Annotated in this window: 18 protein-coding genes and 1 tRNA gene; 10 read left to right on the top strand and 9 right to left on the bottom strand. The window is 37.2% G+C overall.

All coding sequences use genetic code 11. The annotated features are described in order from the left end of the window. Nucleotides 1–18: 18 nt before the first annotated feature. From DB42_RS01870 to DB42_RS01880, 3 genes are all read right to left on the bottom strand, one after another. Nucleotides 19–1188 (bottom strand): glycosyltransferase, encoded by a 1170-nt coding sequence (locus DB42_RS01870; RefSeq protein ID WP_044881487.1) that lies wholly within the window; start codon nucleotides 1186–1188, stop codon nucleotides 19–21. Nucleotides 1189–1512: 324 nt separating this feature from the next. Continuing rightward, nucleotides 1513–1755, bottom strand: a complete 243-nt coding sequence (locus DB42_RS01875; RefSeq protein ID WP_044881488.1) for a hypothetical protein — start codon at nucleotides 1753–1755, stop codon at nucleotides 1513–1515. A 289-nt stretch (nucleotides 1756–2044) separates the two neighbouring features. Next, nucleotides 2045–2530: a hypothetical protein gene (locus DB42_RS01880; RefSeq protein WP_044881489.1), complete on the bottom strand. Its 486-nt coding sequence runs from the start codon at nucleotides 2528–2530 to the stop codon at nucleotides 2045–2047. 311 nt (nucleotides 2531–2841) lie between these two features. On the opposite strand from DB42_RS01880, the gene DB42_RS01885 reads away from it, so the two are divergent. From DB42_RS01885 to DB42_RS01905, 5 genes are all read left to right on the top strand, one after another. Beyond that, entirely contained in the window at nucleotides 2842–5007 is a 2166-nt protein-coding gene (locus DB42_RS01885) for a GreA/GreB family elongation factor (protein WP_044881490.1), read from the top strand. Continuing rightward, on the top strand, nucleotides 5008–5616 hold the full coding sequence (gene rdgB / locus DB42_RS01890; RefSeq protein ID WP_039386561.1) for an RdgB/HAM1 family non-canonical purine NTP pyrophosphatase: 609 nt from the start codon (nucleotides 5008–5010) through the stop codon (nucleotides 5614–5616). Between the two features lie 8 nt (nucleotides 5617–5624). Further along, nucleotides 5625–6320 carry an NYN domain-containing protein gene (locus tag DB42_RS01895; protein WP_044881491.1) on the top strand — a complete coding sequence of 232 codons (696 nt, stop codon included), beginning with the start codon at nucleotides 5625–5627 and terminating at the stop codon, nucleotides 6318–6320. Nucleotides 6321–6529: 209 nt separating this feature from the next. Continuing rightward, on the top strand, nucleotides 6530–7510 hold the full coding sequence (locus DB42_RS01900; protein WP_044881492.1) for a hypothetical protein: 981 nt from the start codon (nucleotides 6530–6532) through the stop codon (nucleotides 7508–7510). 153 nt (nucleotides 7511–7663) lie between these two features. Then, a tRNA-Ala gene (locus DB42_RS01905) sits at nucleotides 7664–7736 on the top strand. Nucleotides 7737–8203: 467 nt separating this feature from the next. On the opposite strand, the gene DB42_RS01910 is transcribed toward DB42_RS01905, so the two are convergent. The 6 genes from DB42_RS01910 to DB42_RS01935 form a co-directional block, all read right to left on the bottom strand. Further along, complete coding sequence (locus tag DB42_RS01910; RefSeq protein ID WP_052435908.1) at nucleotides 8204–9307, bottom strand: DUF3419 family protein; 1104 nt, start codon at nucleotides 9305–9307, stop codon at nucleotides 8204–8206. 62 nt (nucleotides 9308–9369) lie between these two features. Continuing rightward, entirely contained in the window at nucleotides 9370–10101 is a 732-nt protein-coding gene (locus tag DB42_RS01915) for a hypothetical protein (RefSeq protein ID WP_155117379.1), read from the bottom strand. 401 nt (nucleotides 10102–10502) lie between these two features. Then, a complete protein-coding gene (locus tag DB42_RS01920) occupies nucleotides 10503–11465 on the bottom strand; it encodes a hypothetical protein (RefSeq protein ID WP_052435909.1) in 963 nt (320 codons plus the stop codon). A gap of 419 nt (nucleotides 11466–11884) precedes the next feature. Then, entirely contained in the window at nucleotides 11885–13330 is a 1446-nt protein-coding gene (locus DB42_RS01925; protein WP_044881494.1) for a hypothetical protein, read from the bottom strand. 890 nt (nucleotides 13331–14220) lie between these two features. After that, on the bottom strand, nucleotides 14221–17160 hold the full coding sequence (locus DB42_RS01930) for a hypothetical protein (RefSeq protein ID WP_044881495.1): 2940 nt from the start codon (nucleotides 17158–17160) through the stop codon (nucleotides 14221–14223). A gap of 197 nt (nucleotides 17161–17357) precedes the next feature. Then, nucleotides 17358–18179: a hypothetical protein gene (locus DB42_RS01935; protein WP_044881496.1), complete on the bottom strand. Its 822-nt coding sequence runs from the start codon at nucleotides 18177–18179 to the stop codon at nucleotides 17358–17360. 319 nt (nucleotides 18180–18498) lie between these two features. On the opposite strand from DB42_RS01935, the gene thrS reads away from it, so the two are divergent. The 5 genes from thrS to DB42_RS01970 form a co-directional block, all read left to right on the top strand. Further along, nucleotides 18499–20436, top strand: coding sequence for a threonine--tRNA ligase (gene thrS, locus DB42_RS01940; protein ID WP_044881497.1), 1938 nt, complete (start codon nucleotides 18499–18501; stop codon nucleotides 20434–20436). Next, entirely contained in the window at nucleotides 20424–21176 is a 753-nt protein-coding gene (locus tag DB42_RS01945) for a ParA family protein (protein ID WP_042240335.1), read from the top strand. The genes thrS and DB42_RS01945 overlap by 13 nt, the downstream gene beginning before the upstream one ends. A 139-nt stretch (nucleotides 21177–21315) precedes the next feature. Further along, nucleotides 21316–22062 carry a CT583 family protein gene (locus DB42_RS01950; protein WP_044881498.1) on the top strand — a complete coding sequence of 249 codons (747 nt, stop codon included), beginning with the start codon at nucleotides 21316–21318 and terminating at the stop codon, nucleotides 22060–22062. Between the two features lie 1010 nt (nucleotides 22063–23072). After that, nucleotides 23073–23390, top strand: coding sequence for a hypothetical protein (locus tag DB42_RS01960; RefSeq protein ID WP_044881500.1), 318 nt, complete (start codon nucleotides 23073–23075; stop codon nucleotides 23388–23390). 229 nt (nucleotides 23391–23619) lie between these two features. Beyond that, nucleotides 23620–23946: hypothetical protein (locus DB42_RS01970; RefSeq protein ID WP_044881502.1), on the top strand; the 327-nt coding region annotated here is incomplete at its 3' end.

Below are 23946 nucleotides of genomic sequence, written 5' to 3' on the forward strand. Positions count from 1 at the left end.
GCAAATTTTCAAATCCTATCAGATTTTTAACATACATTCTTCGACCCTTGGGAAAAGATCTTTTTCAAACTCCCGAATGCGGGCATCCCAGGTATGGTAATTCATTACAATTTCTCTACCGTTTTCTACCACCTGCTGGCGGTGACTTTCATCAGCTAAATAGCCTACGATCATTTGATTAAGGTTGAGCAGACGATGGTATTGATAAAAGGCGATATCTACATCATGGGAAAAGAAAGTTTTTAAATAATTATTTTCATTGGTAACGACAAGAGCTCCTGCCGCCAGAGCAGTAAAAATACGCTCATGAGCTCCAAATTTATTTTTGATACTGCTATTGAGTACGATTTTACTTTGTTTCATAATTTCGATACTTTTTTCATAGGTAACAGAATCATGAGTAATGATATTGCTTTGGTTTTTAAAGTAACTTTTCCAATTTACTTTGTCAACACTATGGCCGAATACATGCACAGGCACTGTCTGAATAGCTTTAAGGATATCTATTCGCTCTTTTCCTTTAATATATAGTTCCACATCTTTTAACAGGCTGATGATATCTACCTCCGCAGTACGTAACTCAGGATGTTTGGAGTACGCCCACTGAACCTTTCCCAATGTGGCTTCAATAAAAGCTAGCTGGGGATCCAGAAAAGTTTGCTCTACCGCTTCATGCATAGCTTCGCAGACCTGTAAAGGGTATTTAAGGGGCCATTGCTCTCGTCGGGCTTCATAATCGATGAAAGTGGCAAGCATTGTTACCTCAAAGATTTTTTCAACCGCCGGATCGGTGGCTAGATCTGCTTCTACGGCATGAGGCACAAAGAGCGTCTGATGAAAATTGGTATTTTTAAAGGCGGTCACACTAGAATAATCATCACATCCTATAATTACATAGGGAGAAGAAATTTCGCTTAAAAAATGATAAAAAGGATCTACAATTAAACTAAGATAAGGCTTTTTGAGGATATCACTATAAGGGATTTGATCATGACGGGGTACTCCATTAAATCCTATGACTAAGTCGGGCGGATCTAAAAGCATGATTTTTAAAGCTTCTGTAGCATCTTCAAAAAACCTAGCTTCATAGCCAGCTCTTATCCAGGCCTCATACAGCTTTTTTGTAAAATGATGAAGCACCCTATATTGGCTGCCATAAGGTGTTATTAAATCAACTTTTTTGACCATAAGCCCTGCTTTGCTAGATTGTCCCTCAAATTTTCTGAAATAAATTGATAACTATAATAAATTCTTAGACTAATGGTTCCCAGTAGGCTTAACCTTGGCAGTTTCGCTGCTTAGCTTTTCTACCCTCTGTCCTGTTTGTAAGAGAGGAACGTCCAAATAATTCATTTGCTCATTACCCCTCCTTCGATTTTTCTTAAGCGATAAAAAGCTAGATTAAAAGTCTTTTATAAATTTCCTCTTTCCACCCAGCCTAGCTATTAAAAAAATTTACTCTATCTCATAATTGGGAGCCTTCTTAAAGGCTACACGATGCTAAGCCCTTAGCTACTTTTTCCATAAGCTTATCAAGCTAGCCTCTCTAATGGAGGGTTTTATAGTAGTTCGGACAATAAACGCCTGTACCTTGCCTTTCCTATCCCCTTCTAGCCGATCAATAGCTTGAAAATAATTCCATAAACTTACCAGCCACGAGTAACTATTTACGGTTGATCCACGATTTGCATAAAATGCTTGTACGCTAAGAACTTTCTGCTCAAGAGCTACTGTTATATCAACAGCTTTATTCATAGCTTTGCAGATAGATTGTAGCTATTTTAAAAGCCCTTAAGGTCGGCAAAAACCTTCTAGCTCCTGCAAGAAGAAAGCCTGGCGACAGCAAAAGAATGCTTAAGGCTTTTAGTAATTTTTAATTTAAATAAGAATTATTTTATGTTCGCTAGCTTTCCTCATTCTTTTTAGCTAAGCTCTATCTTTAGCTATCAAGCAGGAAGGTATGCCAGCAATAAACTTGCTTAAGTGATCCCAGCGATCTCCCAACAATTTTAAGGAAAAGATGGGAGATAAGAGGACTAAAACCTTACATAGGAATCCAATTCTTACGCGCTGCTAGGGTTTTTGCTTTTCTCTCTTTGGCTATTTCGCTCGCTTTTAGCATATGCCCTGTTTGAAAAGTTTTAGCTTTTTTAGCATAAATTTTTAAAACGTCATTCACCTTTTTCTCGAGTTGATCTCTTTGCGCCTGAATTTTTTGCCACATTTCTGGGGAGAAATTACTAGGATTATCTAGATAATTCCTAACTTGATGGGTTGAAAGTCCTGCATTTCCATACATTTCATGCATTTTAGATTGAATATCTTCCTGCATTCTATACATTTTATTTAGCATTTCATTAATTTCAGCGTCACCATGCAGCTGTAAAATTTCATCTGTTTTAAGAAAATTCACTTCTTCAGCAGGGATTACCTCTTTTTTTTCAGGCCCAGATTCATGGCTTTTTGATACCAAGCTTGTGGCAGAATTTTTAACTGCTTCAAAAATATTTTTAGCTTTTTTGTCATTCATAGAGACGCTTTCCTAATAAAAGAGATAAAAAGAAGGTATATTTTCTTAATATCAAAAAATTTTTTAGACGTAAACAAGACTATAAATAATTGAGGGCTCGATTATAAAAAGATAAAATCAAATTATTGAAAATAAGAGGGTTAAGATAGATGAAAGTTTGCTTATTCTCTTCTTTAAAGCTTGCAAAATTTCAATCCAAGCTATTTGGGAAATCTCCCTTTACACTATACCTTTTAGAAGCTATACTGCTTTAATACAATCTTTAAAAAATAAATTTTTTAACACTTTTAACTAATAAGGGGCTATCTACCATGGGTTATCTGGAGGAATTTCAGGCACTGATTAATCATCGAAACTTTGCCAAGTTCTTACAACTTTGGGAAGAATATTGCACCTGCGATATTGTAGAGGTAGAGGAGTTAGATTATTTGTTAAAATTAATCAAAACCTCAGATTTTGCCGCTCCTTTCGGAAAAGTCGTTGAAACAGCCCTACCTCTCTGGGAAAAAATTGAGGAACCTGTAGGAAAATATCAGATTATCAAGCTTCTTATCGATTTGCAAACAACTCATACGCCCCGCCTAGCAGAGATTGCTCTAGAGCAAATCAATCAGCGCTATCAAAACGATCCTTTGCTAAATGAAAGATTAAAATTAGTGGGGCTGCGTACTAAGGAAAATTTCCAATCAGCTCTTTCCAATTATGATTTAATTGCTCATATGGCTAAGGGTAAGTTTGTATTCCATACAGGTGGATGGGGGACAGGAGAAATTGTAGACATTTCGGCTCTTAGAGAACAGGTAACGATAGAGTTTGAAAATGTGACGGGTCGTAAATATCTTACCTATGCTAATGCTTTCAAAACCTTGATTCCTTTAGAGGATAATAAATTTCTTGCCCGCCGTTTTTCTAATCCAGATAAACTTGAACAAGAGGCCAAAGAAAATGCGGTAGAGGTAATCAAACTTCTGCTCCGGGATTTGGGACCCAAAAATGCGGCAGAAATAAAAGAAGAGCTTTGCGAATTGGTGATTCCTGAAAATGAATGGGCCAAATGGTGGCAGGCAACCCGTAATAAAATAAAAAAAGACCCCCTGATAGAAAGTCCCTCTCAACTTAAAGAACCGTTCCGTCTAAGAAAAGCCGAGCTTACTGCTGATGAAAGAATGGCCAAAGCGTTGCAAAATATTAGCAGCATTAATGAATTTATACAGTCTTCTTATAATTTTGTCCGTGACCTGCCCAATGCGCGTAAGAATCAAGAAACTAAAAACACATTAAAGGATAAGCTATTAAATCTTTTATCTGATCCCACGATAACTCCCGAACAAGAATTACAGATTTATGTATTTCTAGAAAGCATGTTTGCCCATCAAGTAGAGGGAAAAACAGCAGAAAGCTTAATTAAAATTTTCAAAGATGTACCCCAAGTTATCAATAGCATTGAAATTCAAGCCTTAAGAAAACGTGTGTTAGGCCTTGTTAAAGATTTTCGCCCGGATTGGCCAGAAATATTCTTACAAGTATTATTTTCCAATCAGCAAAGCCCTATCAGGGATTATATTCTCAAAGAGCTCAATCAAAGTGAAAACAAAGGGTTACTAAAAGAAAAAATTTCCCACATGCTTAATCATCCCTTTGAGTCGCCTGAAACATTTGTATGGTATTTCCAAAAGCTAGCTAATAAGGAAGATACCACGCTTCCCTTCCATGATAAAGAAGGCTTGAATCAATTTTTCGAAGCCTTCCTTGTTCTTTTAAGCCATCTAGAGAGTAAAGTAGAATATCGCGATTTAGTTAAGAAAATTTATAATATGATAATTAATAAGCGATATGCCTTAGTTCGCTTTATTCTGGAGGGCACTTCCCTTGAGTTCATCAAAGAATTCCTTCTTTTAGTGTCAAAATGTCAAACTTTTACCGACCATGATAACAAAATTTTACGTTCGTTAGCTGAAGTGGTGCATCCTACCCTAGCAGAAGCTAAACATAAGAAAAAACATGGGGAGGATAATATCATTTGGACTACAGAAGAGGGGTACATGCGTACCCAGGAAAGAATCAGACAAATTGGTACCGTAGAGATGGTAGAAAATGCCCGTGAAGTAGAAGCAGCTAGAGCTTTAGGAGATTTAAGAGAAAACTCTGAGTATAAATTTGCCGTTGAAAGAAGAGCACGTTTGCAAGGTGAGCTTAAAGTTCTATCAGACCAGCTTAAGCTTGCTCGCATCATTACTAAAGACGATATCCTTCAAAGCGAAGTGGGTATAGGAAGCGTAGTTGAAGTCGTCGATAGTGCCGGAAATCAAACAGTTTATAAAATTTTAGGCCCATGGGACGCCAATCCTGAAGAGCATATTCTTTCTTTTCAGTCAAAATATGCCCAAGCTATGCTAGGCTGCAAGGAAGGTGAGGCTTTTAAATTTAGAGACGAAAATTATTCTATCGCAAAAATTAGTAGTTTTTTAGGAGATTAAATGGAGCTTATTCTCGCCACTCAGAATGTCCATAAAATTCGTGAATTGCGAGACATGTTAAAATCCTTTAAGGAAGTGGCGCACTTAGATATTTTATCCCTTCTTAATTTTCCAGACTATGAAGCCCTTCCGGAAGAAGGATTATCTTTTAAAGAAAATGTTGAAAGAAAAGCCTTGCATGCTGCTAAAAAACTAGGTAAGTGGGTATTAGCAGATGACTCGGGGCTAGTGATACCTGCTTTAAAAGGGGCACCAGGAATCTATTCGGCCCGCTATTCAGGCTTAGAGGCCACCGATGGCGAAAATCGCCAAAAACTTTTAGCCGAAATGCACGGATTAGAAGATATTGAACGAACAGGTTACTTTGAATGCTGGCTTTCCTTAGCTTCTGCCGAGGGGATAAAAAAAAGTGTGCATGCCACCTGTGAAGGGCTCATTATCAATCAAGAGCGTGGACGTCATGGCTTTGGTTATGATCCTCTTTTTATTAAACATGATTATGACAAAACTTTTGCTGAGCTTGATGAACAGACCAAAAATAGGATTTCTCATCGCCGTAAGGCCATTGAAAAATTAATCCCTTCTCTTGAAATGCTCAGAGATTGCTGATAAGGAGTATGCATTATTTCATTGATGGCTATAATTTAATGTTTCGCGTGTTAAAAGCTGACAATGAGCTGCAAGCCCAAAGAGAAGCTATTATCCAAGACTTAAATAAAAAAATTCATCTGCTTGGCCTCCAGGCCACCATCATTTTTGATGCTCATCATCAAGCAGGGGAAAGTTCCCGTACACATCTGCAACAACTAGAAATTATTTTTACAAGCACCGGAGAAACAGCAGATGAACGTATTTTGCAGGAATTAAAACATAGTAAAAATCCTCGTCAAGAAACCATTATTACTTCTGATAAAAAGTTAGCTTGGCTTGCCCGAAGGCGAAATGCTAGGACAGAAACTGTTGAAGATTTCTTAGTATGGCTGAATGCTCGCTATCAAAAAAGACTTAAATACTCTAAACAGCAGGCTCCCCCCCTAGAGGTTAAGCAAAAATCCATCCAGAGCTTCTCCCCAAAAAAAACTCTTTTATCTAAGCCTCTTACTTCAGTAGAAGGGTGCTTCGAGTTTTATCTGCAGCAGTTTGAAATCTCTTTTCAATCGATGGTTAATGCCCACTCCATCAAAAAAAAAGAAGGGCCCCGTCAAGCAAAAAGAGATTCTAAAGACTCTAATAGAGAATTAGATAAGGGATTAACAATGATGGAAAGGTGGCAAAAAGCATTTGAACGAGATCCAAGCTTAGATGAAATTTAAACCTCTAAAAATTAATAAAGTTTAAGTATTTTTTGAGCTTTTGGGCAGGCTTATCGCCAAATTGATATTGCTTTCTATAAAATAAATGGGTAAAAGAAGTTTTAGATTAACATTACTTTTTTTATCTTCTCTACCCTCTCTTTTCTTCTCACCTCATTCAATTAAGATAAATTTTGTATCTTTATAGGAATTAACAAGGAGAAACCGTGATGTCCTCAGTAGCCAGTACCTCTCAAAATGCTTATCAAAGCCAAATATTTTCTAAAGATTTTTACAAAGAAAAGCTTTTGTATCCTTCTACTAATAAACATACTATCACCTACACCCATAAAGAAATCAAACCCCTCAGTTTATTGCTAACTCATGACTCTCAAGATGACAATAGAAAAATGGGTAAAATCATTAAATCTGTAGCCTCTTTAGCAGAGTGCATCATTCATATTCTCATTCAACAGGCTGAAGAAAACAAACAAACAGCTCTTTACTATCAATTCCAGCTAGCTATCAACAAGGAGATCTCTACCCTGGTAACCATTTATTCACTGCTAGAGGCACGCAAAGTTAATCCCCGGGCTCTTGCTTTGATGCATGTAATTAATACACTTATGCAATCTCTTTTTTTTAATGAACAGATTAAAAATTCATGGAATACTCTCTTGGGAAACAAAAAAAACACTTGTAGATCGTCTCTTAATTCTTCTTCTTCCAAGCAAGAGCCTGCAGCTTCCACGCCCTTAAAGCAAGTAAAAACTTCATCTTCTGCTGCTACCCTTGAGGGACCTTTTATTAATAATGAATATGTCATTTACGCCCATCCTAAAGTATGTATAGATACGACCGATCTAGAGTTCAGCGATGATAATGAAAAAGATGAAAAGAAAATGCGTAATATTCAAACGGCAGTAGCTGCTATAGCTATCTCCATTTTATGCTTTGATGATTATCAAAAGGCACATGCCCAGGAAGGGAAAATGATTGCTAAGATCGCCACCCTGCTAAATAAGGAGTTAGCATGGTTAGCAGTGATTTACGGATTGTTAGAGAGGCAAGAAAATCATTCCTTGCTAATAGAGCAAAAAGTCCAAGCAATGAAAGATGTGGTAGAAACCACCATTGCATCCCTTTCTACGATTGAGTATGTTAACAAATGGTGGAAAGCTTACCTAGAGAAAAGTAATAGTACAGTCTGAAAATATTTTAGGAGTCTCTTCATACAAACCGTAGAAAAACTATTAAGCGGCGTTCATTATAAGAGTTTGCCGCATAATGAAAAAATATTTAAAAGAAGAGGGATTCTTCTTGCTCAAAAACAAGCTTCATCATACAATTTTTGTTTTGCTTGAGGGGCGTTAGCTCAGTTGGTAGAGCGCTACAATGGCATTGTAGAGGCCAGCGGTTCGACCCCGCTACGCTCCAATTATTCCCTTATCTTTCTTAAGTTGTATTATTCACAACTTTGATCACTAGCCCTTAAGAAATTTTGAGCAAAGGGGTAGTGAAAAAATATAAAAGCTTCTCTCATTTTAGAGGTTCACCCTCTTTTAAGGATAAATCTATTGAAGGAAAAGCTAAAATTGCTTTGCCTTAGCAGATATAAGCTTTCTCTTTTCCGCCCCTTTAAAAATAATGGAATCCTCATTAAAATTGTCCCTCCCCGTTAGGAAGCCTCTACTTTTAGCTTTCCCCCTCCGCCTCCTTTTTATACACATTTCCTACCTTCACGCCCTGCTAACGGTTTAGCCTCTTTTTATTGAGCGCTAAAACAGGCTCTTTCCTTTTCATCGGCAGAGTTTAAAACTTTTTCTGGGCAAATTCTTTAGATGCAAGAATTTATCAAGTAACAGGATTGCATAGCAATCGGCTTAAAAGCATAGGGGTATTAATTATTTACTTATAGTGCCTGCCATGTAACGATAGACAAAACAGCGATCTTTTTTCTCCAACCTATCTTCTAGTTCCCCATCCCTTGCAAAGGAACTTACTAGATTTTCAGGAAGCTGATGGTTAGATAAAAATTGACGAATTGAAAAACGAGCCTGAGGCTTAGCTACCCGTAGAACTTCCTGCATCATCTTTGCAAAATTTTTGGGGCTTAAATAAGAAGCCACATCGGACAAGGAAAAACAATCGAAACTATTAGCGGGACTAGACTCTAAAAACGTTACCACATCGATATTTTTTACTTTAAGGCGATGGGTTCTTTTTTTGATAATGCTTACACCCTCTTGTGTTAAATAGGGAGGAAAGGCCTCAGGAGCTACCTTACCTTTAAAAATTAAGGAAAATAGTAAACTTTCTTTGGCCAGGTTATGCATTAAGCTATTATGCATACGCTTGTAAAGATAGCTACCAACACGTGTGGCCCCATTAAGGTGGTTATATAAGCCAGGGTCACTTACAATACAACGTAGAAGCAAACGCGCTAGCGCCGAATTCAAGCTTAAATCAAACAACTTACGCCAGTAAACCTTATCCCATGCTTTTTTCACAAATTCTTGCTGTTCTTTAAGATCAGAGAATTCAAATAACTTATCTACTTTTTTACCTCTTAATAGACGTAGCAGAGGCGCTACGATTGATTGGCACTTTTTTTCTACCTCTCCTTGATAAAGTACGCCTTTCTCTATCATCTTTTTTTTATTTATCCAGTAGTGTCTAGATTTTTCCTCAAAATGCGGAAGCAGCTTTTGAAAAGTATGCAGGCGTTGCTTACGTGCTGGCACAGCGCCTAGAAATTCAATGTACTCTTTGTAAGAAAGATGTTGCATCGCAACGCACTTCAAATTTAAAAGATGGTTTTGAATAGGATTAGCATCAATGGAGACAATTTCCTCGCAATCATCCAGAAGAAGATGTAACGGGCGATCCCCACTTGCCGTAATGCTAAGAACTCGATCTCCTGTTTTAATCTTTAAGGCTTCCTGCTCAGATCTCCAATCTTCATTGCCAAAACTATAACTAAGCCGCGAGAAAAAATTTTCTGACATCCATCCTTCCTTTATTAAATTTCGTCCATTGATCTTTAAGCTCTTTCCTAACCTTTTTCGTTTCACATATCGTAGCGCTGAGGATTTCCTTGGCGAGGGATGCTATTAATAAGTACATCCACCAAATTACTCCACTGGCGCGCTTGCACATAAGGTAAAATCTCGTTTACATTCACTCCGACATTGTCGGCAAAATCGCAAGTAAATTGGATCAGATTATCTTTATCAAACTCTTCATTTAAACTGCTTTTCATTCCATCATAGTAATTGCTCCACACATACCCACCTTTTTTACGAATAGCATGTAGGCCTGCTTTAAGCTCTTCATCATTGAATATACATTCTAAAAACCGAAAAGGATGTAGATGGTTGATTTTATCTCCTGCTCTTTCTAAAGAGGATTTTTCTCTTGCCAGTTGAGCTAAATTATATTTGGCTAAAGAACGAATGACATAACGAATGTTATTCTTTTCACCTGTACTAACAGGTCTCGAATAATTACGTGTCACTTTATGTTTACCTTTATTCACACATATTTCTGGTATTCCTATGGTGTAATTAAAAGATAGCTCTGGATTGGCTTCTGAGCCATTTAAATATGATCCTGCCGTCTTCTGAGCTATATCTAGCTCAACTAGATGAGCTTGGATTCCTTCTATGACTTCAAGGAAAGGAGCATTTTCATCTACCTGAATCAAAAAGCTATTGCCGCAAGGATCTGCCACTCTCATATCTAGCGCAGATAGATAGGAAACATAAGACAAAGAGAAAACAAAAAAAGCTAAAAAACTCATTGAAAAGCATTTCCTTAAAGTTTTTCTTAAGCAAGGAAAAAAGTTTTCTTTATTTAACCTTTTTTTGGCTAAAAAAGAGCCTTGACCTCTTTTTGTTAAATAGCGGAAAAGTCTAATGCATGTAATTATAATTTTCATCTTTACCTTTTTTTTAAGTTGGTATTATTAAATTTAAACCTTATAAACTGGCTCTTAAATAAGATAGAGGATAAGCTTATAAGGAACTTTTTGGTACTCCTGCTCCCATTCTCTCCGTGCTATTTAAAGCCTCGCCTTTTATTCCATTAACTCTATGCACTTATGCTAGCGGGCAGAAAGCTAAAAATATTGCGGAAAATGATGAAGAAACAAGCATACGATCAGCAAAAAAACTTTTAATCGTTCTGAAAGATGATGAACTTTTAGAACATATACAAGCAGCGAAAATCAAAGCCATAATTGTTCATCTTAGTTTCTGCAAAATCAAAGGGAAAATCTGGATGTCCCCCATAATGTCTATACTCATAAAAGGGTACCACAGATAAGGCTAGCTTATCTGCCCAGCCATTTAATCTGTAAATAAGAGGTAATTCAAAACGATACTGAATTTTGTGTTCTAGGCTAATCGTGCTGTCTCTTTGATGAGGATCAGGGTCATCGCTGATCCTACATTTACTAGTAAAAAGGAAGCGTGTTTTAAAGTTGATTCCTATCGCCCATGAAGGATGGGGATAAAAGAGAGAGAGAAACCCTACTGTAAAATAATCATAAGAAATGCGCATTTTATGAATTACAGGGGAGGGCTTAAGAAATTTGTTAGTTTCGCACAAGTATCCATACCCCAGATAGGGTACAAATGTGGGCATCCAGCCTCTTTTCATCTGAAAAGTGTAGCCTACGCGCCCTTCAACATTTCCCTCTCTATAACAGGATTTAAGCTTATGGCCTTTTGCGCTGCGCCCTTGTAACTTTCCCCCAGCATACAAGGCATTTAAGCCCCCATAGAGGCGACAGCGCTTAATCCTATCATAGCCTGCATGAACTCCATAGATAAAGTTATGTTGCTTAGAGCTCCCTGTATTGAACGAGCGTTCCCTATGAATATGATAAAAGGTTGGGCTTATATAAAATTGATGAGGTGATAAAGGAGACGTTTGCTCATAAGCATTCTCTCTTTCCATCTCATAAGAGTTCCTTTTGTCATTTACAGAGCAATAGACATTATCTGCTTTCTCCAAGCTCTTTGCAGGGCTGTTTAGACAGTGGGATGTAAGTTCAGTGTCTGCACAAAGATTGTTGCCACAATTATCCGCTGCTTGTGCAGCTGCTTGGGATGATAAAAATGCTATTACTCCTATTAGCGTTCTTTTAATAATCATAGTCATAGTGAATTACCAAATTTTGATGAAAATGCATGTTATGTCAAAGGCCTGCTTAATCTGTCAACAGGCTTCTTAAGAATTTCGGCAAAAAATTAAGTAGAGCTTTCAATAAGCCTAACAAATAATTTTTAGGCCTACATAGAGAAGAGAGAGGAATTAAATTTCTTTATCCTATTTTTTCTATCCCTACCACAAGAATTTAGTGCTTACTTAAACTATAAACTTCACTGATTAGCAAATGTTTTAGGAATAATTTTTTTGCTGAGGTAGAGAGTCTAGGGGGCTATTTATTGGACTTTTAACATTTTTTGAAGAGCAAAATTATAAGAGAGAAAAGAAAAGATTTAATTAAAAAGCTAAAATTTGGCATCGAAGACGCCAAATTTTAGCTTTTGTATTTAGGCTAGATTATCTCTCTTAATTTAGAAAGAGTAAATAGCTTCAGCTACAAAATTGGAATAATGATGTTTTCCACCAATACTCTTTTTAGCTGCTCTTGTTAATTCTAGTTTAACATCAAGAGACAAGTTGTCAGTTAAAGCATATAAGCCTTCAAATTTCCATCCTTTATAGTTAGTGTTACCACGTCCTTGATAGGTAATACTCTCTTCGAGGATATTTCCGCGGCCAATACCATTAGTATCATTATCAGGCATTGCATAAGCTTGTACACATTGGTATTGAGCTTCAAAAGACCAATCGCCTTCTTTTTCAACCTGACCGATTAAGAAACCAAGGTACCATCCCCATTTTTGACGGTTATCCGAGCGATGATGATGGTTCTGATGATGGTGAACATACAATTGGGTTGGGTTGAGTTCGTCCCTACGACCTTCATAAGCACCTGATCTATGACGTCCTTCGCCATTATAAAGCACAGCACCGAAGATTTGAGTAGGCTTGCCCCAGAACCAATCAGGATTTAAGTGATAAGTAAGAGTAAGCTGAGATGTTTTAAATCTAAAGCCATTAGGATTTCTCACAAGAAAACGGTTTCGGCCATATTTGTTCCAGTTAATGAAAGAGTATTGAACATCTAGTCCATAATCTTTGATATTCATTAAGCCAATTTCTGTAGCATAAGCTAAGTGATTAACTCGTTCATCCACCACAAAACCAGCTACTGTCCAATACCATTCTCCTATAGCTTCAGTACTTCCACTATAGTAAAGGGCGATACCATCCATACGGCTACCAAACTGCACTTCAGATTCAAAAACATCGTAAAGTTTACGACGGCCTACCTCAATATCGAAGCGAGTGCCGCCACCTTCGTAGATGTTATATCCCCAATAAGCTCTTTTTAAACTAAAATCTTTTCCTGCACCGCTACCATGGTATCCGGCAGGATCTTGACTAAAATTTAACCATCCATTGTCGGAAACGCCACATGCATTATCGTATTGCAAATGAGCTACGGCATAGGTACGGTCATATTCATATTTAAAGAAAACGTTGAATTCAACATTAAAATCATTGCGAGATAAAGGTAGTCCACGAGGAGTAACCTTGTCTTTAATCGTGTAAGGATCTGTAGCTTTACCGCCTCGCAGTTTTTTATAATCGCCATCGCTTACATAATGGGCTTGAGAAAAAACACTTTTTCCTCCTTCGGTTTTAGGAAGAACGCCTTTCTCATTCACATGACGCCATTCAGATCTAACATCGCCACTTACTTTTAAGTTGTTGGCTTTCTCGGCAAGATCTACGTTTCTTTTAGTTGAAATATATTCTTGAAGGGCATTGAAATCTCTTTCGTTCAATCTTCCTTCTTGACTCAATCTATTATTCTCAATCTCTTGTGCGCTGATAATAGATGTTATACCCATGAGCGCTAAGAGCGAGAAAAGTAGTTTATAATGTTTCATGACTTCTCCGTTATTACTTACATTGCAAGTTTAAGTGTTCAACATTAGCTTTTTTATTATGAGTAAATAGCTTCTAGTACCTGTAAGTATGACACTAAAGCTATTAATCATAAAAAGCTAAAATTGCTTTCAATCGTACTTTTCGATGCATATCTTTTAAAGATTAATCGGCTAAAAGTCAATACTTATTCCCGATAAACGAGGAATTTTAAATTATGTTTATAGTTTTTAATAAAATTATGTCCTTACAGAAAAACCCCTTGAAAAGCCAGCGAGAAGAACACTAAGTTAAATATTAAAGGATGAAAATAAAGCCGAGAATAACATTAGAAGCTAAACTTCATAATAATGAAAAAAAGAGAAGTTAATCACCGCAGTGAAAATCTTAATCGTTTAATAGCTAGTGGAGTTTTTTATTACCTTGGATGATTTTCTACCTAGAAAGGAAGAGTTGTATGCTTTTGAGCAGCTCTTTATGCAAACATATACTTAATAAAGATTATATTTTTAAAGAAAGGGTCAGCTTGTAAGGGTGAATTTACTTTTTAAACTCTATATCCACAGTGTATTTAAGCGGCATTTTAAAACATCCTTTGCAAAAAAAAGCAAAAGCTGATGAAGAAAATAAGGTTACTTGGACATTAGCCTAACAATACTCTTTTCAACAACTTCTTATGCAATGATATATAAAAACTTGTGCCTTAATCTTAGAAAATGGTTTTAGATAAGTGCGGCCTATTTAAAGCGAAGAAATAGTTTTGAACTATATACAAAAGAACTTTTAGCCTTGCCAATAAACGGGGGTAGATAAAAAAATCTAAGAAATTAATTAAACTTTAAGTTTGTTCTAAAGCTTGTTTGAATCGATTCATCCTGATTGCTTGATAAAGCTAGAAAGTATATTCATAAGGACGCGGATACACTCCCCATTGAGACTGGTGTTGGGAGCCGTTTAACCAATGCTCCCATAGGCTCATCGGGTAGCCTGTTGACCCTAAAACATCTACCCGCCATAACTCTAAAGAGCCATTTCCAGGGTTGACCACAAAGGCAAAATAATCTTTTACCCAATTGGTATCCGCAAAAAAAATTGAGCTAGGCATGGCATAACCTAGCTTTTGCACAGCTTGAGTCACTTGAAGATGATAATCTAGAGAACAGCAGGTACGATCTAGATAAAGGCATACAATTGCTTTACAAACATCTTGTAAAGCCTGAGAGGTAACAACTTTAGTCTTGGGGGAACTTTTAATCAAAGCCCTTAAACAAGCCTGTAGCGGAAACTTATTTTCATCGATAAAGATAATATCCTTTAGTTCCTTAAAAACATTTTTTACGCGTTCTTCTAACTCTTCTATAGAAAATAGCGGCAATAAGTTGTATAAAGTTCCATCAATTACATCGGACGAAAGCGCTGCTCTTTCTTGTGCTCCTAGTCCCCGCTCCTGTTGGATTTGCCCCAATAAATGATTTCGAAACTCTACTGTTTTCATAGGACTGGATAAGCCAATAAATTTTTTTCTAAAAGAATGTCTATCACGTGCGGGTAAACCTTGAGAAATAGAGTCAACAAGATAATCTAACATCTCATTGTTTAAGCGTATGCGTTCAATGAAATTAGACATAGGGGCAATCAGATTGTCCCTTATCCATGTATAAGTGAAAGCATCATTTGCCCAAGCTTCTTTAAAAGGACTCAAACCTGGTCTAAAACCAAAGGCATGGGTGGGAGAGTGCATTAACATAAGCTTGGTAGGGTCTTTAAGAAATCTTTCGCTAATAGAAGGGGGAGATTGTTTCATAATATCTGTCAAGAAAACCAAAAATTCTACAGGACTTTCTATCCAGCGGCTAATTTTTACTGGTTTGCTGTCTCGGCGAAAGTAGGTAGATACTAAAGTTTCCATGCTGCCCCCCGAGGTATAACACCAGGGCTTCTTTTCAATCTGATCTAAATGTTCTAAAGGAGAGGGAACTATACGGGAGTGATGAGCAGCTGCCATGCGATAAAAAGAGGTCTCCAAAAATTCGTGGGTTCGCACATGCGAAATAATAGCGGTAACCATTTCGGCATACTCATCTTTCATGCCTTCCAATTCCGCACTGGAAGCTATTTCACTTTCTGTGGTTGAAAAAAAGCTAGCTAAAGAATCAATGAATTGAGAAGGTTCATAAATACGCATCCAAGAAGCCGGGTTGTTTCTCCCAAACTTATAAAGCAATCGAAAACCTGCAGGGCTATCATCATAGGGGTTAGCAGTAAAATCATGCATATCTGCATCATATACTTCTTGGAAATATTTGGGGAAAAGCTCCGTATAATACTGAATGATTAGGTTAAATAAGTTTGCATACCTTGAGGCTTTCCTATGAGTTTTGTTTTTTAAATCTTCGAAAGTATAAAACTCATTGCGCTTACTTTGATATTCAGCTTTTAACCAGGCAGCCTCTTTTTCCGAAGCATGCTGCATACGTCCTTCTAAATACTTCACTTGGGCATAAATTTGGGCATGTTCTTCCTCCAAATTCTGCATTTTAGCCTGGGTCTCTTCAAGCTTTTTTTGTAAAAAAGCATATAAACATTGGCCAATTCCTCCTTTTTCTTGCGGTTCTAAGCCTAAGCTAGCATACAGATTCCATTGAGTAAAACCTGCTTTATTTTCCGCAAAGCTGGCAACTGTAAACTCCCAAGCTTTTAAAAGAGCATTATCAGCAAGGGCCTTAAAGGCCTCTTTAGCCTTGTCATAATGAAGTAAAAAATTAGCACAGGCCTGGCCTTTACTAGAGCCTGCTTGAGGAATTTGGAACATCAAGCTACTTTGCATCGACCCTGAAGTCCTTTGCTGGTAATCCTCTAGATCCTTTGTGGTGATATGATAATATTTTAGCAAAATTAGCTTAAGCAGCTGTTCAGCAGAAATATAAAAGATAGAATTTTCGTCTTGAACTTTTATGATCTCTTTGGCTAACGCTTTTAGCTTAATACATTTTGCATCTAGGCTTGCTTCTGCATCGACCAACCCTATTACCTCGCAGGCAGCTATTAAGCCTGGAGATAAAGATAAATCTGCTAGGGAGGTGGGGACGATTTTCTTAAGATCTCCTGAGCCCCAGGAAGGGCTTAAAGGCACAGAATATTCCGCTCCACCCCAAGTCCTTTTTAATCGCCCTGTAATTAGCAACTCATCAATATCTAACAAAAATCTAAGGGGCTGCTCATCATGGATAATAAGGCAGGGAGCAGTAGCAAAACAAGAACCTATATTTTGCCTAAGATAACAAAGAAAAGCAGAAAGAGCTGCCCGACGTGCATGAGCATTAGTAAGAGTAGTTTTTTCAGGTAGATGTAAGGTAGCCATAATCAGCTGTTCGGCAATTCTATTGGAGTAAGGCTTTTGGATGGCGTGCAGCTGCCTTTGCACATCTTTATTCTCATTTAATACTTTCAAAGCTTTTAAAAGATGCTCCTGGCGTACTGAGTCATGCTGGCGCTCAGGGCCTAGAAAGTAAAGATGCTGGGAGATAAGATGAATAACTTTAGTGAGTAAAGCAAAATTCAATTCTCCTTTATCATTGATTAATAGATTAGCTAACCTCCTAGTTTTTAAAACATTACGTACCGCACAGCTTTCCTGAAATTTTGATCGATCTAATCTTTTAGAAAGTTCATCATATTCCTCACTAGCCACACGTTTCAGATTGTCGGCATCTTTAGCTAAGAAGCGTTTACGACGCTGAGAAACATAGGTAAAAACATCAGTAAAAAAATTTCTATCATTTATAGGATGGGGAGAACGGGATAAAAGAGATAAAATTTTTTCAAACTCCACCTTACAACCTTATGTCTATTTTTTTTGCATCATATACAAGGTGGCAATAAGTTGTAAAAGAACAATCGATAAACAAATTCCTCTTAAAGCCCATTCTCCTTTAATCTATTCAAAACCAACGGAAAAGGGAGTAGACAAATTACTTCTCCAATTAAAAGATTAATAATAATCAAGGAAAAATTATTTTTTACTAGATATTAAAGATTTCTTTTTATAGATGTTTGATGATCTACCTCTATAGGTGGGGCCTCTTTGTTATATTCCCTTTTTCTTTCTTGGCTAAACCTTACCGAAAAACTTTTTTTACGAGATTTTTTTGTACCCCTTTTTGCTGGCAGTGTTGCTTCTTCTACTTTCGCTTGGGGGGTGGTATTCACTTCTCGCGCCATTTTAAGTTCACGCTGAGTCTTTTGATTTCTTCTCACCCGACTTATAAAATCCTTGCCCCAATTTCCTGCAGAAATTGGCTTATCACTCTGCTTAGGTAATTTAGCTTCAATAGATGCCTGTTCCCTTTTCCTTACATCCTCTAAAATACCACTATCTTTAATCTTTACCGCAGCTTGAGCCTTTGCTGTAGCCTCCTTCTTAGTTGACTTACCAGTCCATCGGCCTTCAATTAAAGCCGATTCCCTTTTCCTTACATCCTTTAAAAAATTAGTTTCTTGATTTTTTGCCTTTCCTAGATTAGTAAGATTATCTGATAATGGGTTGATAGCTTTTTGAGCGACCCATATTACTTTGTCTCTAGTCCCTGTAGACGCACGCAACCATAATTTTTTTACTCCTTTATAATCTAAAGCTAAAGGAATTAAAGATAAAGTAGCTAAAGCTGCCAAGACGCCATAACATATGCGCCATCCTAAGCTATGAACATTAAGCTCTTTATAAGTAATTTTTTCATACGTAGTCCCTTGATAGCGTACGGTTTTAGCGCGAATTTTTTCATATTTAGAACTTTGAAGATAAGGGTCCTGGGAAGCAGACTCTACAATTAGAGGCTTAAAAAATTTAACCATAATCTACCTACTAAATTTTCAAATTTAATAACACGGATTGAATTCATACTATTAACATGGTTGCTATATAACCCCAGCCTATAGCAAAAAAGCTTTAATTATTTTCACCAACTGAATTAGCAATAATTTTACTAATAAATTATATTAATTAAACAGTTTTATTTGCTTCATCCATACATCCAGGCCTATCGCTCTCTCATTCCCTCTTTTTTACTTGCACGGCCTCCCTATTGTCTGTTAACTTCGACAATTTCTTTCCTTGCCAAATGTTTTAAGGAAGGTTATTATTAATTATCATCTTAAGGATAAGCTAATTACTATGTTCGTCAAATTGAATAACCAGCAATCTATAGAAATTCCTGAAAAAAGCACAGCTAGAGATTTAGCAGAAAAGATGAATCTTCGGGGCCCTCATCAAGCTCTAGGGGTAAGTATTAATGGAAAAAAATATGACCTATCGCAAGAATTAAGCGAGGGAGATGAGGTCGAATTTTTTAGCTTTGAAGATCCTAAAGGTAAAGAGATTTTCTGGCATACATCTGCTCATATACTAGCCCAAGCGGTTCTTCGTCTCTATCCAGAAGCTAAGCCCACTATCGGGCCACCTATCGAGAATGGTTTCTATTATGATTTTGCCCATCTAAATATTTCGGAAAGCGATTTTGAAAAAATTGAAAAAGAAATGCAAGCTATCATTGGTGAAAACTATGTAACGAAACGAGAAATTTTTTCTTCCAAAGAACAAGCTTTGCAAGCTTTTGAAAATAATCAGTACAAAACTGAATTAATCAATAGCTTTGATTCGGAACTTACCGGCTACCATCAAGGTGAATTTTTTGATCTTTGCCGCGGACCTCATCTTTTTAATTTAGGAAAAGTTAAAGCCATAAAGTTAATGAAAACTTCGGGAGCTTACTGGAAAGGGGACCCTCAACGAGAGATGCTCACTCGTATTTACGGCATCTCTTTTCCTGATCGTAAAATGCTTAAAGAATATTTGCAGCAAATCGAAGAGGCTAAAAAAAGGGATCATAAAGTCTTAGGACCTCATCTTGATCTATTCTCTCTTAAAGAGGAAGCTCCTGGCATGCCTTTTATTCATCACAAAGGAATGATCATTTGGAACACCTTATTAAAATTCATTCGAGAATATTTAGAAGAGGGCAACTACATTGAAATTAAAACTCCTACACTGATGGCCCGTGAACTCTGGGAGCTTTCAGGCCATTGGACTAACTATAAGCAAAATATGTTTTCCTCTTCTATTGAGGAGCATGATTATGCCATTAAACCCATGAATTGTCCTGGCTGTATGCTTTTTTATAAATCTCATGTGCATAGCTATCGAGAGCTTCCTTTACGTGTGGCTGAAATAGGTAATGTACATCGCTATGAGCCCTCAGGCTCTTTATCAGGGTTATTTCGCTGCCGTAGTTTCCACCAGGATGATGCTCATATTTTCATGAAGCCTAGTGATATCAAAAAGGAAATCCTTTCTATTCTTCGCATGGCAGACAGCCTTTATACTACTTTTGGATTGCATTATCATCTTGAACTTTCCACCCGTCCGGAAAAGAATACGATTGGTAGCGATGAAGAATGGGAAATGGCTACCAAAGGCTTGAAAGAAGCTTTAGACGAGTCAGGATATTCTTATAAAATTAATCCGGGGGATGGGGCTTTTTATGGGCCTAAAATTGACTTTCATATTCGCGATGCAATCAATCGTACTTGGCAATGTGGAACGATACAATTGGACATGGCTCTTCCCGAAAGGTTTCAATTGGAATATACCGCAGCTGATGGAAGCAGACAACGACCTGTCATGCTGCATCGGGCCATTTTCGGTTCTGTGGAGCGATTTTTTGGTATTTTGATTGAGCATTTTTCAGGGAAGTTTCCTTTATGGATTAGCCCTCTTCAATTACGTATTTTGACAGTAGCTGATAGGCATGCTCCTTATGCTGATGAAATATGCGATAAACTGAAAAAGAAGGGATTTTATACAGATGTAGATGACGCAAGCGAATCTGTTAGCAAAAAAATCCGTAACGCTCAGCTTGCTCAGATTAATTATATATTGACTGTAGGCGATCAAGAACAGGATAATAAGACCATTAACCTACGCACACGTGACAATGTAGTGCATGGCCAAATTAAACTGGATGAGTTAATTCTACAGATAGAGCAAGAAAAAAAGAGCCGAAGCTTGGAAACACCTTTTAAGAAGGAGACTTCCTCATCATGCAGTGTATAGCTATTAGCAGCTTTAAGGGAGGAACAGCTAAAACATCGAGTGCTTTACATTTAGGTGCTGCCTTAGCAAAGTTTCATAAAAAGAAGGTACTCTTAATAGATTTTGATGCACAAGCCAACTTAACAACAGGCTTAGGATTTGATCCTGATGAAAATGATAGTATGGCTACAGTTTTGCAAGGTAATAAAACTCTAAAAGAAGTAATCAAGAAAACTAGTGTTGGCAACCTTGATCTTATTCCTGCAGATACATGGCTCGAGCGCGTGGAAGTTACTGGCCAGCTGGCCTCTGACCGCTACTCTCATGAGCGATTAAGTGACTGTATCAAAGATGCGCCTTACGATTTTACTATTATTGATACCCCGCCTTCTCTTTGTTGGTTAACTGAATCGGCTTTGATTGCCGCTCAGCACGCGCTAGTATGTGCAACCCCAGAATTCTATAGCGTTAAGGGATTGGAAAGACTCTCGCAATTTATGGAAAGCATTGGGCAACGCCACCCTTTAAATTTACTAGGAGTGATTTTATCCTTTTGGAATCCACGCGGAAAAAGTAATGAGGCTTTTTTAGAAGTCATCGATAAAACTTTTCCTAAGAAACTTTTAAAAACTAAAATACGCAGAGATATTTGTGTATCGGAAGCTTCTATATTTGGTAAGCCCATCTTTGATACTGTACCTAATAGCAGGGCAGCTGAAGATTATATTGCCTTAACTAAAGAACTTCTCAAACGCTTATAATGTCAAGCCGCTTTACATTGACCCGCCCATAAAAGAAGATCGCTACTTAGAAAAACATTATTGGATGATAATTTAATACTTTAACTAAGAAAAATTTTGACCTCTATTTACCTTCAAATCCTTAAGGATAGAAAAAGCCATGAGCCATGTTAACAGTTTGATATCGGAGCGCCTCAAGAAAAATAGTCAAACTTCTAAAATGTCTGCCCTAGCTAAGCAATCAGCTAGTGGAAATCTTACCAGTTTTTCGGGGATTTTTAGCCTCAGTGAGTTAAATGAAAAAGAAAAAGAATTTCTTCTTAATCTATTGCGCCAATATGCTGTAGGCAAGGAAGACCTAGAGCAAGACTTTACCTCTCTAACTTCTATTACTTCTGAAGTCAAAGCAATCAACAACCAAGCTGCAATCTTGCACGGAGAACGCATAAAAAAAGCTCAATCCATCCTTACACGTTATAAGGATGGTGCTTTTACAGCTTGGCTATTAGCAGCCTACGGCAACCGTCAAACCCCTTATAATTTCTTACAGTATTATGAATTTTATGAACAGCTCCCCAAAAAATTGCGTCCTCAAATAGAAGCGATGCCTCGTCAGGCCGTTTATACTTTGGCGAGCCGAGAAGCCCCTCTAGAAAAAAAGCAAAATTTTGTAGAGTCTTATCAAGGGGAAACAAAAGCTGAACTCTTAATTAAAATTCGAGAACTTTTTCCTTTAGAAGACAAAGATAAAAGGGGACCAAATTGGGGAGAAAATACTATTCAACAACTCAAGAAGCTTACAGCAATCCTCGATCAAAAAAACGTCTCGATTTCTAAAGTCCATCAATCTCTTATTTGTGAATTGCTAGATAACTTAAAAGTCGTTGTATCGGGCCGCAAATCTTGAAATAAAAGCTCTATTAGGCTTTATAAGAGCCAGACACCCTCTTTCATAAAATTTCTCCCCTATAGAAAGGACCTCTTGCTAAACCCATAGCCTGAAGTGTTATGGCTCTACTTCTGACAGTAAGCCATTTTATTACATTTTATTTTCTAACTTGCCTCAGACAGACTTAGAATTTCTGTGTAAATTTTGCAGTCTTTGATAGGCTCTTTGAAGGGCTTTAAGGAGCGACTATATTGTATAGCGAAGTAATTTCAGGAAGGTCTTATTTTAAGAAATGCAAGCATATCATAAGTGAGAAGAGAGGCAAAAATAGGATTTCCTTAAGAGCATGCAATGTTAATGGAGATTAACAAGTGGCTATCTTTTTCAATCATTTTGACCTTCTAGCTTTAAGTTTTTTTAGTACAAAATTCTTTTGAAACATGTGAAGGTCTTTTTTTTCAACTATTTCCTTATCCGATAGCTCGTGTTAATTAAAGAAGTAGGATGGGTGAGCCTGGTGTCAAAAGCCATGCCCACAAAATATTGCTAGTAAGCATTTTCTACCCCTCGCTACATCACATTTTTATCAGAAATTCACTGCATGTGTTACGAGGCAAAAGGAACCCTACAACTAACCTTACAGGCTTAGCTGGCTGCCCTATCTTTTCTACAAACAGCTTATCAAACTCTTCTTCCAGCTGCTTCCATTCAATCAGCTTAGATAGCTGGATAAGAGGATGATCTAGATTAAGTTCATCGCTAAAGCGAGATTTAAAGAGGCGGCCTTGCTGGCTTAGCTATCTAACTTGTTTGGTTTCATAGTAAACTTTGCAAGAAATTAAGAGCTTTATAATAGATTTACTTGTAAAGAAAAGATAGCATTTAAAAAAAAGGCCCTCCAGCCTTACCTCTGGGCGAAAATACTTTAAATCATGCTGGACTATATAGCAGGAGATAGTGCTCTCTATATGCCAGCTACCTTACAAGCCATTAAAAGAGAATAAAGCTTATTTGCCACGCGTGTGCCCATGCAAATCAAAGAGGCCAAAGAACTCATATTTGAAGCGCCTTGCGACAAAACTGTAGAGATAATAGAAGGCTATCGAGCTTTTAAGACTACCTCTTGCTATGCAGGCGTTGAACAAAGATGGGTAGTCCTCTTCAGACAAGCGACCTATCCAAGAGAATACCGTACTTTATCTAAGCATTACCTTAAGGACAGTGAAAAAGAAGCCAAAGCCTTTATTAAGCTCATGCAGCAAGAGTTCTCATGTCCAAACGATGCTAAGCGTCCATCAAATAATTTTGTAAAAAAACTTAAATATATACAAATTGTAGAATCTTAAATGATAGCAACTCAAAAGCATGCTATGTCTGGTCGACCCAAAGCTGAGCAAAAACCTTCTATATCTAGCCATCGACTACAAGGCACAGTAGCTTGCCCTTTGCTTAACAAGTTAGCCGAGACCCTCACGGTGATAAGGATACGAATTCGTTTGACTTGCTTTTTTAATTTTTTTATATTGCCTTCAAAAATAAAAATGATAAAAGTTCATTACTACCCAAGGAAATAAAATGCATCCTATCTCTTCGGCATCTATTGAAAGCTTATCCAATGAATTGCTGCTCCCTATCTTAGAGGCTTGTGCAGTTCCTTCCTTATTTAGTGTCTGTAAAAGATGGAGCCACCTGTTAGCTACTGAAGTCATGCCTTCCCTTTATAAGCAAATAGGTAAAATGCACTTTCCTCAAGGAGATATTAACAAACGGGCTCTTATTGTAGATAAAATTTATAAGCTAGAAGAAAAGCTTTCTGAAGCAGCAAAGGTAAATGTAATCTTTAGGCAAATCTTTACTTTAGCCAAGTCTTTTTCTCCTTTGGAATTTAAAGAGAAAACAAAA

The organism is Neochlamydia sp. EPS4, from assembly GCF_000813665.1.
GTDB lineage: Bacteria > Chlamydiota > Chlamydiia > Chlamydiales > Parachlamydiaceae > Neochlamydia.